The organism is Lysinibacillus sp. CD3-6, from assembly GCF_006351725.2.
Taxonomy (GTDB): Bacteria; Bacillota; Bacilli; order Bacillales_A; family Planococcaceae; genus Lysinibacillus.
This window is the reverse complement of sequence record NZ_CP085880.1, coordinates 820,066-833,658: the sequence shown is the minus strand read 5'-3', so window position 1 is coordinate 833,658 and position 13,593 is coordinate 820,066. Positions and strand designations below refer to the sequence as shown.

Annotated in this window: 13 protein-coding genes; 3 read left to right on the top strand and 10 right to left on the bottom strand. The window is 37.6% G+C overall.

The features are described from left to right. The 8 genes from FH508_RS03760 to FH508_RS03725 all read right to left on the bottom strand — a co-directional run bounded on the left by FH508_RS03760 (position 1) and on the right by FH508_RS03725 (position 8,479). Entirely contained in the window at positions 1–771 is a 771-nt protein-coding gene (locus tag FH508_RS03760) for an ABC transporter ATP-binding protein (RefSeq protein WP_173478052.1), read from the bottom strand. Positions 772–776: 5 nt separating this feature from the next. After that, positions 777–1,742: a FecCD family ABC transporter permease gene (locus tag FH508_RS03755; protein ID WP_173478053.1), complete on the bottom strand. Its 966-nt coding sequence runs from the start codon at positions 1,740–1,742 to the stop codon at positions 777–779. Between the two features lie 204 nt (positions 1,743–1,946). Beyond that, positions 1,947–2,861: a heme ABC transporter substrate-binding protein IsdE gene (gene isdE / locus FH508_RS03750; RefSeq protein WP_173478054.1), complete on the bottom strand. Its 915-nt coding sequence runs from the start codon at positions 2,859–2,861 to the stop codon at positions 1,947–1,949. Positions 2,862–2,881: 20 nt separating this feature from the next. Then, a complete protein-coding gene (locus tag FH508_RS03745; protein WP_173478055.1) occupies positions 2,882–4,132 on the bottom strand; it encodes an NEAT domain-containing protein in 1,251 nt (416 codons plus the stop codon). 87 nt (positions 4,133–4,219) lie between these two features. Continuing rightward, positions 4,220–5,743: an NEAT domain-containing protein gene (locus FH508_RS03740; protein WP_173478056.1), complete on the bottom strand. Its 1,524-nt coding sequence runs from the start codon at positions 5,741–5,743 to the stop codon at positions 4,220–4,222. Further along, positions 5,743–6,342: a heme uptake protein IsdC gene (gene isdC / locus FH508_RS03735; protein ID WP_217270169.1), complete on the bottom strand. Its 600-nt coding sequence runs from the start codon at positions 6,340–6,342 to the stop codon at positions 5,743–5,745. Before isdC ends, FH508_RS03740 begins: the two co-directional genes overlap by 1 nt. Before the next feature lie 272 nt (positions 6,343–6,614). Next, complete coding sequence (locus tag FH508_RS03730; RefSeq protein WP_173478057.1) at positions 6,615–7,187, bottom strand: manganese efflux pump; 573 nt, start codon at positions 7,185–7,187, stop codon at positions 6,615–6,617. 311 nt (positions 7,188–7,498) lie between these two features. Further along, on the bottom strand, positions 7,499–8,479 hold the full coding sequence (locus FH508_RS03725; RefSeq protein WP_173478058.1) for an ABC transporter substrate-binding protein: 981 nt from the start codon (positions 8,477–8,479) through the stop codon (positions 7,499–7,501). A 154-nt stretch (positions 8,480–8,633) separates the two neighbouring features. On the opposite strand from FH508_RS03725, the gene FH508_RS03720 reads away from it, so the two are divergent. Genes FH508_RS03720 through FH508_RS03710 form a run of 3 tightly spaced genes read left to right on the top strand, consistent with a single transcriptional unit; the run spans position 8,634 to position 11,499 of the window. Further along, complete coding sequence (locus FH508_RS03720) at positions 8,634–9,635, top strand: FecCD family ABC transporter permease (protein WP_173478059.1); 1,002 nt, start codon at positions 8,634–8,636, stop codon at positions 9,633–9,635. Next, entirely contained in the window at positions 9,635–10,690 is a 1,056-nt protein-coding gene (locus tag FH508_RS03715; RefSeq protein ID WP_173478060.1) for a FecCD family ABC transporter permease, read from the top strand. The genes FH508_RS03720 and FH508_RS03715 overlap by 1 nt, the downstream gene beginning before the upstream one ends. 14 nt (positions 10,691–10,704) lie before the next feature. Beyond that, complete coding sequence (locus FH508_RS03710) at positions 10,705–11,499, top strand: ABC transporter ATP-binding protein (protein WP_173478061.1); 795 nt, start codon at positions 10,705–10,707, stop codon at positions 11,497–11,499. A 257-nt stretch (positions 11,500–11,756) separates the two neighbouring features. On the opposite strand, the gene FH508_RS03705 is transcribed toward FH508_RS03710, so the two are convergent. Together FH508_RS03705 and dmpG are read right to left on the bottom strand one after the other, a co-directional pair. Further along, positions 11,757–12,545, bottom strand: a complete 789-nt coding sequence (locus FH508_RS03705) for a 2-keto-4-pentenoate hydratase (protein WP_173478062.1) — start codon at positions 12,543–12,545, stop codon at positions 11,757–11,759. A 2-nt stretch (positions 12,546–12,547) separates the two neighbouring features. Beyond that, on the bottom strand, positions 12,548–13,576 hold the full coding sequence (gene dmpG, locus FH508_RS03700) for a 4-hydroxy-2-oxovalerate aldolase (protein ID WP_139860645.1): 1,029 nt from the start codon (positions 13,574–13,576) through the stop codon (positions 12,548–12,550). Positions 13,577–13,593: the final 17 nt, after the last annotated feature.

The following is a 13,593-nucleotide window of genomic DNA, read 5'->3' as shown; positions in this document are numbered from 1 at the left end:
TTAAATACCAAGAGGCACCATATAAAGACCGAGCTGTTCATCTTCATTGAAGATTGCGTCAACTCCATAGACTTCTTTAATAACTTCCTTTGTGATGACGTCACGCGGTGCGCCCTCAGCTATAATTTGTCCTGCTTTCATCAAAATAATATGATCACTATAACGAATTGCTTGGTTAATATCATGAAGCACCATAACAATTGTTAAACCATGTTCTTCGTTCAATTCTTTTACAAGCTCCAATAACTCCATTTGATAATAAATATCTAAATACGTAGTCGGTTCGTCTAAGCATAAAATTTCAGACTGCTGTGCTAATGCCATCGCGATCCAAACTCGTTGTCGTTCACCGCCTGATAGCGCTTCTAAATCATTTTTTCGCTTTTCTAATAAGTTTGTACATGCTAATGCCCAATCAATCGCTTTTTCATCTTCCTCATGATTACGTTTTAACATTGTATTATGCGGAAGGCGCCCAAAACTCACTAATTTTTCAATGGTTAAATCTTTTGGGACATCATTTTGTTGATAAACAATTGCTAGCTTTTTAGCAAACTCTTTTGGCTTATAATGGACTAAGTCTTTATTTTCCAAAGAAACATGCCCCGATTTCGGCATATTATTTCGTGACATCACACTTAGTAATGTTGATTTCCCACAGCCATTCGGGCCGATTATCGTTGTAATTTTGCCCTTTTGAATGCTCGTTGAGACTCCATCTAAATGATTGCGTGTATTATCATGCGAGACGATAAGGTCGTGCATTTCCATTTTCTTCACTCTTTTCGTAAAAGGAATATTAAGAACGGGCCACCGATAATTGCCATAATAGTTGATGCAGGGATTTCAATTGGTGCAACGATTGTTCGACCAATTGTATCTGCCACTAAAATTAATAAGGCACCTGCTAACGCCGTAAACGGTATTAGGTATCGATGATCATGTCCAACTAAACGTCGGGCAATGTGTGGAACTAATAAGCCGACAAAGGAAATAACACCTGCGACGACTACTGACACGGCTGCTAATAATACAGCAACTGCGGCAATAATTAAACGCGCGCGTGCTACGTTAAAGCCGAGACTTTTTGCCGTTTTATCTTGTAGAACGAGAAGATTACACCAGCTATATAACGCAAATGCTGCGACTAAGCCTATCGTTCCGTATGTTGCAATAGTCGTCACATCTTTCCATGTCCGCATTGTTAAATTTGATCCGACGACACTAGAAGCAGATGTATTCAATGAGCCACCTAGACTTAAAAATGCTTCTGTTAGACCAGTAAACATCGCATTAATCGCAATCCCTACTAATATTAATTTTAAAGGACTCAATCCCGATTTCCATGACAAGGCAAACACTAGCGCACAAGCAAATGCTCCACCTATAAACGCTAATATCGGTGTCATAAAAAAGAGAGCTGGAAAAAATGAAATAATAAATAATTGTACAAATGCTGCTCCTGATGAAATACCTATGACGCCAGCGTCTGCTAGCGGATTACGCATAACTGATTGCAATAATACACCTGAAACAGAAAGCGCAGCACCTGCAAATAAAGCGACTAGAATACGTGGAAAACGCAAATCACGTATTGCCTCCATCTGACTATTTCCTTCTTCAAACAATGCACCTATAAATTCAAAAAAGCCCATTTTAATACTACCTGTCGTGGCTGAGTAAATCATCGAAATTAGTAACAATAATATTACCAATGCAAAACTTATTATTTTTTTCGTCATATCGGATTCCTTTTTCTAATCGAATTCCGCAAAATCACATTGCACAGTGAATGTGCATCTTAGAATTGCGTCGATTTTACTTATTTAAAAGATTCGCTCACTACGACTGCTCAGGAACGAAAAAATACTATGTAATAGAATATAAGAAAAGCGCTCTACGGCAAGAGTTATCTTGCAATACGAGCGACAATTTCAGCTTACTTATTAGCGATAAAAAATTTCCATTAACTGTCCTAAAGCCTGTGGCACCTGTAAGGAAGCTGTCGTTCCAAATAATTCTTCTTCCAAATCATATACTTTACCATTTTTCACTGCGTCAAAATGCTTCCAAATATCGTTTGTTTTAAATTCTTCATCAAACATTTTAACAACTTCATCAGGCATGCCGTGCGATAGACGTAAAATAATATCAGGGTTGCTATTATGCAAGTACTCCGTATTTGATGATAAATACTCTGCTTCTTGCCCCTCCATTACATTAATTCCCCCCGCACGTTTGACAAGGTCGCCAGCATAAGAATTTTCAGTTGCTACTAAGTAACTTCCTGGAATACCAAGTAATATTAAAACACGAGGTCCTTCTTTATTGGCAGCGACAGTTTGTATAGCATCAATGTTCTTTTGTAGTCCCACCACTAATTCTTCTGCTTGAGCTGACCGATCATACCGCTCACCTAATGTTTTTATTTCAGCCATCATCGCATCAACACTTTGGAAATTCAAAAAATTTACAGGTATTTTTAGCTGTTCAAATTTATCTTGTAAATCATATTGTAATGTGGACACTGATAATACATCGGTAGGAGTTAATGATTTTACAATTTCCATATCTGGCTCCATTGCATTACCTATTGTAGGTAAACCTTCAAAGCGTTTTGCTAATACTTTTTCTGTTTCTGGTACTGCAATAGCATCAAGCTCTAGCTTATCTAAAATATCAGCTATAACAACTGTACCTGCAATAATACGATTTTCACTTGGTGTATTTGCTACTGATTCTTCAGCTTTTTTAGTAGATGCTTCATTCTTTGCTTGCTCGCCCCCACCGCTACAACCAGCAATTAAAAATACTGTCATAAGCGCTATCAATGCCAGCCAGTTTTTTTGTTTTTTAGACATATAGTCATCTCCTACTTTGTTCAAGTATTTTTGGAATTTCTTAAGCGACGAATGAGTAACCAGCCCGATAGTAAACAAATGACCACTAACAATAGTAATTTCACTTTATCTAACTGGGCAAGTTGTTGATCTACATTCGTTTTATTTTCAGCCTGCTCAATTTTCGGTTGCTTTTCCTCTTCAGTTACAGTAGGTTCTTCTTCTACCTTGTCCTCAGCACTTGCATCAAGTGTACGGTCAAAAGCTAACTGTTCTTCTGGTAATGCTGTGAAAGGAGGCTGAACTGTTGGCAATGACTGCAAATTAGCATTTGTTATAGGTTCCTCTGTTTTTTCCTCTAATGGCTTCTCTATTTTGTCACTTGTGGCGTCAGGAGGCTTCACACTATCATCTTGCTTAGGAGGCTCCGCTTCGATTGGTTTTTCTAAAATATTCGCCACTTGTTGCGCATCAAATTGTAAATCAACAAAATATTGATGATGATATGCAATTTCTGGAATATCTACTTGTACCCACATACGCAATGGTCTTGTTAAATCAACTACTTCAAATTCGACAATTCTCTCATTTCCCACAATCGATACAAATGTTGGTTCCACCTGTGTCCCTCGTTGATCAACTGTTAACCCCGTTACCCAAGCTGATTTTAAAATGGTCATCTGGGCATAATATTTGCCGTCTTTTTCTATCACCTTTGCCACTGGATTGACATACGTATTCATAATGGATTGCTCTTTTTTTCCATCAGCGTACAAAATATAATCAATGGACCATTGTTTTTTAGGTGTAGTTTCTTCTATTATATTGTCTTGTTCATTGTCTTCGATTGGTGCTTTTAATATGATACGAAGTCGCTGAGCAAATTGAAAACTTTCCTCTACAGATTCTGAAGCTAAAAGACCCTTTATAATAATAGGTTCTTCTAAATCTTTTACATCAAACTGAACTAAATTTTCAGTCCATTTTAAAATTGAAGAAGACTCTTTTTCCGATTGTTCAATATGTATCTCTTGTAAACTATATGAATGATTTATCGCCATAGACAAAGTATATTGGCCATTCACTATGTTAATTGTTGCCTCTTCATTGAAAAATCGATTTGGTTCCACCCCATCAATGGATGAAAAACTTAGTTCAACTTGATAGCTCCCATTTTTTAACGAACTACCTACTTCGGCTTGTGCATGTAACGGCAATTGAGGGATAAACACCAAGATTATTGCACTGATAAAAGACAATAAAAAGATAACTTTTTTATTGTATGTTTTCATAAAATACCCCCAATTTCTATAGAAGCAACAGTAACTTCCTTCCTCATCTAAGTGAGAAAGGAAGTTGCTATTGTTTAATGCTTATTCTTATTCTTCAAATTCATAGAAGAATTTTAAAGAGTTATTTAAAATTTTTGCCATTTGTCCACGAGTTAATGGTTTGTTTGCATTGATATAAGTTTTACCATCTTTCGCAACAGATCCTGTCATAATGCCTTCTTTGTTCAGTAATGAGAAAGCTTCTTTCGCTTCATCATTCGCAATTGTAGCTACATCAGCATATGGTAATGAAATTTGAACATTTAAGTCGCCTTCAGTGACAGCTTGGATAGCACGGTAAATCATTAATGCACCTTGTTGACGTGTTAAAATGCCATTTGGATTGAATTTTTCACGTGATTCTACGATGCCATATTCAGCAAGAGCATTAATTGCATTTTCTGCTTCAATACCTTTAATATCTTGGAAGCCAGCAACTTCAGTAGCTTCTAACTCTAAAGTACGTGCAATCATTAATGCAAATTGAGCACGTGTTAAATTGTTATTTGGATTAAATTTATCTTGCGGCATGATAATCTCATAAGCTAGTAAGTTAAGGATTGCTTCTTTATTTTCGTTGTTATCGATATCTTTAAATGGATTTTCAACTGTTGTTTCTTCAGTATCTGTAACTGGTTTGCTTAAATCTACATTAAAGCTAAATTGTACAGTATGAACAGAATCATATTTTACGCCCGCTGCAGGCTCATCAACGATAATATGAATTTCAGCGTTTGCAAGTGCTTTTAAATCTTTTACTTCAAAAGTATAAATACGTTCATTTGTTTCTTTATCTTCTTCTTCTAAAACAGCGTCTTTACCGTCTACTTTAAATGATTGAACATACTGCCCTTTAGGGAATACCATTCCTACAACGTATGTGCCATCTGCATCTCCAACAACTACAGTAGAACTAATATAGTTTTTCATGATGGATTCTTCTTTCGTTCCATCTTTATAAACTGTTACAGTACCTTCATATAAATCAACATCTTCTTCTTCGTCAGTAACAACTGTTTCCTCTTTTTCAGGTTGTTCTTCTTTTACTTCCTCAGTTGGCTCTGTAACCTCAGTTGTCGCAACTGGTTGGAAATCAAAGTCATACCATTTATCCATGTTTGCTTGAGAAGCAACTACATGTACTTTTGCCCCCGTTTTTACTTTTGGATCTACTGGGAATGACACGATGCTTGAACCATCTTGTTGCTTTTCAATTGTCGCATCTACATATTTATCGCCTTGTTTTATTTGGAAACCAGGAATCATTGCAGCAAATTGAGCTGGAATCGTTAGTTTCACTGTATATGTACCATCTTTCTCAACAAGTAAGCCTGTTCCAGCAAAATACTTATCCATGTATCCTGCTTCATCTGTACCAGGTTTAAACGTTTGGAACTTTACAACTGTCCCTTCTGTTGTTTCAGCCGTAGCTTCCACTTTTACATCTGTAGATATAGTTGTCGTTGTTGTGTCAGCCACCTTTGCTGATGCAAATGTTGGAACTGAAAGTGATGCTGCTAATAATGAAGCGAGTACGATTTTTGTTGCACGAGATTGACGATTTTTAGCCATTATTGACCCTCCATTTTTGTTTTGTATTTAGTTCTATAAAGTAAAAATGCTGATCCTGCAAATGCAACTAGTAATAAATAAGGCATCGCATCGCTTGTTTGTGGATTAGACACTTGACTTTCAGATCCTGTTGACGTTTTCGTATTATTTGTTGCTGTTGTTGTAGCTGCTGAACTTCCTGATACCGCTGCATCAAATACTAGTGAAACGCTATACTCATGGTGATAATTAATATCATCGATATCAATTTTCATAGATGTTACAACTGGCTTTGATAAATCTTTTACTGTGAATTGTACAACACGTGTATCAGCTGTTTTATCTTCGCTAACAACTGCTGCTCCACCTGGTGGTTGAAATTTAGTAATCCAAGCACTATTCTTTAATGTAATTTGTACAGTAGATGTACCATCTTTCACTGTCACCGTAGCTGGCTTTACGAAATAATCATTGGCAATAGATGCTGAGCTACTATCTGGTTTATTCACCTGATATTTTACAGAATATGTGCCATCAGCCATTTGAGCAGATGCATGTGGTAACGCTAAATTAAAAATAACCATACTGACTAGCATGACCAACATCATTATTTTCTTCATGTGTTGCACGCCCCCTCTAATAATTATGGAAAATTTTTATTTAATTTCCATTAAACATTATAATTGATACGAATTATATTCTCAATATTTCCACGAAATCAATATTATGAGAATGAAAACGAAAATAATTCTCAATTACACTATCTATCCAAAGAATAATCTCTGTTACCTTAGTATGTCAACTAGCAATCCAAAAACGTCCTCAATATGTCAAAATTTCCTCATAAAAAAAGAATATCACTGTTAAACATCAGTAATATCCCTTCATTTTATTATTTAGCAAAAACTTCAAACACCCCAATTAAAATTAATAACCATCCTGAAATTGCTGTCGAGTACATGCCAATATATGTTTTTGAAAGAAGGGCGCCAAAATGAATTCCTACGCCGACAGTAATAAAGGAAAAGATTCCAATTGAGATAACCGTCCATATAGCTGAAATACCATTCGCTCCAATGGCAATTCCGCCTGCTAAACAGTTTGCCGATAAAACAAAGCCAAGTGTCATTGCCTCTCTAATTGAAATAATGTAGTTTTTATCTTCATCAAACACTTCAGGATTTTTCGCGATGCCGTTTTTGGAAAGGCGGTTAGAGAATAGCGTATACACCCCAATCGCACAGAGCAAAAGACTTCCCAAAAGATTGGCTGTGTGTGGAGAAATATACTCTACTACTGTACTACCAGCCGTTACTGCTACGTAAGTGACAATCATTGAAATGATGGCAATGACTGCGTTCGATACAATAGGAATCCTCACTCGCTTAACACCATATGCAAGGCCAATCCCTAGATTATCTAAATTGGCAGCTATACCAATCAGAATAATGGTTATCCAATGCATGATTTCCCTCCTGTCCATAACGCTTCGGCATAAATACGTCAAGAAATGCGTTTACCCATTGCTATAATATGAGGAGCAAATTTTGTTCAAGTAGGCGTTCATCTGTGATGCAATGTATTCGTTATGGAAAAAGGCTCTTTTCCACGGTAATACCTCGGGTTTCCGCGTTTGTAGCACCTTTTTCCGCGATAGCACCTCGGGTTTCCGCGTTTGTAGCACCTTTTTCCGCGATAGAACCTCGGGTTTCCGCGAAACAAAAAACCACCTACTGTATGAAATGGCTCTCAACAGTAGGTGGTTTTACAATAATTTTATTTAACAAAAAATTCTTTAACTTGGTCTAACATAATATTCGCAGCTAGAATGCCTCCAGCAGTATTCCAAATGACATCATCCACTTTATGTGCGTTGCCTTTTTGGACAGCAGTTAGGTTTTTCCAAAGTGGATCTTGTGTCCACTCTTGTTCAGTTGCTAATGCAGTATCATCACCCGTTGGCATGTATGTGAAGTAGAATATAACATCCCCATCCATTTGAGGAATTGCTTCTTTTCCTAAATCAATAGCCAATTTCCCTAATTTTGCATTATCTTTAAATAAGTCTGCTTGAGCTGGAACACGTTTAAATCCTAATTCATCAAAAATAACACCAGAGAATGAATCCGTGTAATAGATGCGAGATTTATCTGCCATAAAACGTACAAACGAAATTTCTTTATTCGTTTGATCACCCAGTTCTTCTTTTAATGCTTGTAATTTATCTTCGTAGGCTGTTAATACTTCTTCACCTTTAGCTTCTTGATTTACTGCTTTTGCATATAATTTAAAATTCTCTTTCCAGTCACCACGTAATGTTTCAGAAAAAATTGTTGGTGCAATCTTGCTAAGTTTCGCATAGTCTTTTTCTTGTCTTAGTTTATTACCAATGATTAAATCGGGCTTTAAAGAAGCAATTTTTTCAATATTAACTTCATGTTCAACACCAACTACTTCTACACCGTCCATTTGATCTTTAATATGGTCATACCAAGGATCACCTGACCATGATTGAACTGCACCTACAGGCTTAATACCTAGAGCTAAAAGTGCTTCTGTACCTTCATTTGTAAGTACAACAATACGTTTTGGTGTATCTTTTACATCAGTTGTCCCCATTGCATGTTCGACACTATATGCATTGCCCTCTTTTGAACTTTCTTCCTTCTCGTTATCTTTCGAATTGCCACACGCTGCAAGAACAAAAATAGCCATAACAGCTAGCAATACTAATAACTTTTGAAATGCTTTTTGCATCTTTTTTTCCCCCATTGTATATGATAAAATTGTTTGGTGATAATGATTATCATTTTTAGTAAGAACGAATCAATAATATTGTAAGAATTTATTACTGTCAATATATTTTTAATCAAACGTTAGTGCATTCTATATAAAGAAAGAGTACGAATTTATGATATTAAAAAATAATGCTTCAAAGTCTATAGCGTTAATAGTAGGATTGCTTCTTTTACTTATTTGCATGGGAATAAGTATTGTATATGGCTATGCAAATACCTCCATACAAACGACGATTGAATCTTTTACCCAGTTTAATAATTCTAACGAGCATATTATTATCCAAAATGTTCGTATTCCTAGAGCTTTAATAGCTACATGTGTAGGGGCTTCTTTAGCTATTACAGGGGTACTTATGCAAACATTAACGAAAAATCCACTCGCATCACCAGGGATTTTAGGGATTAATACTGGAGCAGGTTTTGCCGTCGTATTTGCCATGATTTTCTTCCATATTTCGAGTTTACAATCTCTAGCATGGGTTGCATTTTTAGGTGCTACAATTGCTGCTTTAGCAGTTTATGGTATTAGTTCATCTGGACGAGATGCCGTAACTCCAGTCAAAATAACGTTAGCTGGGGCCGCCATCAGTGCCCTCTTCGCTTCTTTTACACAAGGTTTACTGGCAACAAACGAAGCTGAACTTGAGCAAGTACTGTTTTGGTTAGCTGGATCTGTACAAGGGAGAAAGCTAGAGATTCTAATATCTGTGTTACCATATTTAGTTATTGGATGGATTGCTGCTCTCCTAATCTCTTCTAAAATGAATATTCTTGCACTTGGGGATGATATAGCAAGAGGCCTAGGTTTACCACTAGGAATGATGAAATTAGCAGTTGGCATTATTGTCATCTTTTTAGCTGGTGGTTCAGTTGCTATAGCTGGCCCAATTGGGTTTGTAGGAATTGTAGTACCCCATTTTGCGCGAAAGTTTGTTGGCACAGATCATCGCTGGCTTATTCCAATGGCTGCACTATTAGGTGGCATATTATTATTGGTTGCTGATGTTGCAGCACGCTACATCATTATGCCGCAAGAAGTGCCTGTAGGCGTAATGACAGCCATGATTGGTACGCCATTCTTTATTTACCTTGCGCGAAAAGGTGGAAAAAAATAATGAAACAATTAAAAACAGTTCGTTTACTACAAAATAAAATATCCTTTTTATTAGATATAAAAGCTTCTAAAAAACTAACGTTTATTAGCCTCATTGCATTATTGGTTTTTTTCTTTAGTGCATCATTTGGAGATTCATTTATAAATCCGATAAAAGTATTGCAAACGATACTCGGACAAGGTTCGGATTTCGATCAATTAATTATTATTGACTTCCGACTGCCAAGAATTTTTATTGCGGCATTTGCAGGTATGGCGTTAGCCGTTGCGGGTGCTATTTTACAAGGCCTTATTAAAAACCCACTCGCTTCACCAGATATTATCGGTATTTCTGCTGGTGGTGGAGCTGCGGTAGTTGGGTTTTTAGCTATTTTTAGCGACTCTAATCATTCATTAACAGTTAGTATTGAATGGCTACCTCTCGCTGGATTTATCGGAGCTACTGTCGTTGCATTTATTGTGTATATCTTTGCTTGGAAAGATGGTGTGACAGCAACTCGTCTTGTGTTAATTGGTATTGGGGTTTCAGCTTTTATGCAGGCTATTACGACAATGTTAATGGTAATTGGTCCAATTTATCAAGCTAGTGAAGCCAATAAGTGGATTACAGGAAGCGTCAAAAGTGCTGATTGGAATCAAGTTCAAATTATAGTTCCGATTATTATCATCCTCCTGCTTCTAACAGTCTTTATTACTCGACAGTTAAATGTGCAAGAATTGGGTGATGATACAGCTGCTAGTTTAGGTCAAACTGTACAAAAAACTCGTTTTTTCCTATTACTTTTGAGTTCAAGTCTCGTTGCTTGTGCTATTTCATTTGCAGGCGCTATTGGTTTTGTCGGCTTAATGGCACCACACATTGCAAGACGCATTGTAGGTCCAGCATTCGGTGTATTAATTCCTACATCCGCTGCTATTGGTGCTTTATTAGTAATGGTTGCAGATATTATTGGACGAACTGCATTTAGTCCTTTAGAAGTGCCAGCAGGAGTATTTACAGCTGCTATTGGTGCCCCTTATTTCATCTACTTATTATTGCGAAACCCTAGAAAATAAAGGAGTCAAACTTCATGACTAAAACGTTAGAAACTAAATCACTTACATTAAATTATGGTGATTCCAATATTATTGAAGATCTTAATCTATCTATTCCTATGAATGAAATTACTGTGCTAATTGGGGCCAACGGTTGTGGAAAATCGACACTTTTGCGTTCAATTGCTCGATTATTAAAGCCGAAGCAAGGTACAGTATTATTAGATGGTCAAGATGTTTTTAAGTTATCGACGAAACAAGTAGCTAAAAAGCTTTCCATTCTTCCTCAATCACCAGTTGCTCCAGAAGGGTTAACAGTGTTACAACTTGTTAAACAAGGCCGTTATCCTCATCAAAGCTGGCGGAAGCAATGGACTGAAGAAGATGAAGCAATCGTGTTAAACGCCTTAAAAGCGACAGGCGTTGATCAGTTGCAAGATAAACCAGTGGACGAGCTTTCAGGTGGTCAACGTCAACGTGCTTGGATTGCTATGACACTAGCTCAAGATACAGATATTATTTTATTAGATGAACCTACAACTTACTTAGATTTAACACATCAAATTGAAATTTTAGACTTACTCTTTGAGTTAAATAAACAAAATAGAACAATCGTTATGGTTCTACATGATATTAATTTAGCATGTCGATATGCTGATCACATTATTACGGTGCGTGACCGAGGCGTTTACCAACAAGGAAAACCTGAAGAAATTATGACAACCTCTTTAGTCAAACATGTTTTCGATTTAGAATGTCAGATGACAAATGATCCTATTTATGGAACGCCTTTATGTATCCCTTTTGGTAAAGGAAGAGTTATTTCTTAAAGCTTATATCTAATTATTTTGTTAAAAAACTCTAATTAAAATGCCCCGTAAAGGTTAGATTTAATGTCTAACTTTTACGGGGCTATTTACTTGAAGAATACAGTATAAGCAAAATAATTTTCCGCTGGATTTCTTTCACGTTACCCTGGCATGTGGTATATTTTATTCCCTTTAATGTTACAAAACTCTTATTGCTACTTGGATCATTTGAGGTTGCAATCGTCTTTTGACAATTAAGAAGAGCAAAGCACTGACCTTTAATTACAAGATAATGTCACACTACCGAGCACATCGAAATCTGCTACGACTGTATCCCCTGGCTGAAAAGAAATCGCCTCAGACATCGCACCACTTAAAATAATATCGCCTTTTTTAAAGCCTTTTCCTACCTTGGCTAATTCTTTCACTGCCCACACAATGGCAGTAGCAGGATGCCCTAATACAGCCGCGCTTGAGCCTGTTTGCTCCACAGTGCTGTTTTTACTTAGTACCATGCCGATTTGTCCCAAATCAAGCATATGAGGAGAAACCCACTTACTACCAACAATAAATTTCGCCGAGGAACAATTATCTGCAATCACATCTGCTAATGTAAAGCGAAAATCTTTATAACGGCTATCTATTACTTCAAGGGCAGGTGCGACATATTTTGTTGCCTTTACAACATCCGCCTCTGTAACTGCCTCCCCCGCCAAATCCTCACCTAAAAAAAAGGCAATCTCAGGTTCAACTTTTGGATGAATGAGCTGTGAAAATTCAATCGTTTCCCATTCTAGCGCGAGCATATCACTATGTAAATAGCCATAAATCGCTTCGTTGACTCCCATCATCTGCTGCTTTACTTTACTCGTTAACCCTAGCTTTACGCCTACTTGCTTCGTGCCATTCTCCTCTAGCTTGCGCACTAGTAAAGCATCCTGTATCCGATAAGCCTCCTGTATCGTCAACTGTGGGTAGTCATCTGTCAGCTTGATGACTTCCTTTACATCACGCTCTGCCTCATATAAATAATCAACCAATTTTTGCTGATTTATTTGTACCGTCATTTTCACACCTCAATTTCCCTTTTTTTAGCGAGCTCAGCAGCGACATCGATAATCATATCCTCCTGGCCACCTACTACTTTTTGTTTACCTAATTCAATCAGTATATCGCGTGGATCAAGACCAAATTTCTTCCCCGCACGCTCTGCATGAAGCAGGAAGCTTGAATACACCCCTGCATACCCTAATGCTAAGCTCCCCTTTCGAATTTCCTGCGAGCCTGGCAAGAGAGGGCCTACAATATTTTCTGCGACATCCATCATTTTATATAAATCAATACTTACATCTATTCCCATGCGGTCTAGCACAGCTAATAGCACTTCTGTTTGCGTATTTCCTGCACCTGCTCCTAAACAGCGCACACTCCCGTCAATCCGTGTCGCTCCTTCCTCTATAGCAACGACCGTGTTCGCCACTGCCAAAGATAAATTGTTATGAGCGTGGAATCCTACTTCTATTTGCAACGATTGTCGTAAAGCGCGCACACGCTCACGCACCTCATGCGGCAGCAATGCGCCAGCAGAATCTGTTATATAAACCGCTTCAGCACCGTAGCTTTCCATTTTCTTCGCTTGCTCCACTAACTTTTCTACAGGTGCAGAATGAGCCATCATTAAAAAGCCTACTGTCTCCATCCCTAGCTCGCGTGCCTTGCTCATATGTTGTGCTGACACATCCGCTTCTGTTACATGTGTAGCCACACGCACTAAGCGAGCACCTAAATCATTTGCCTGCTTCAATTCGTGTACAGTACCAATGCCTGGTATTAACAGCACAGCAACTTTTGACTTGGTACATGCAGCAACAGCTGCTTCAATGAGCTTCATCTCATTAACGAGCGATTTGCCATACTGAAAAGTGGAGCCTCCAAGGCCATCTCCGTGACTTACTTCTATATAATGCATGCCTGCATCATCTAATCCTCTTACAACATCTCGTACTTGCTGCTCTGTAAATTGATGTGCCACGACATGACTGCCATCTCGGAGGCACACTTCTGTTAATCGAATGGGTTTATTAACTTGCAAATTCATGTATTCTGCCCCCTTTC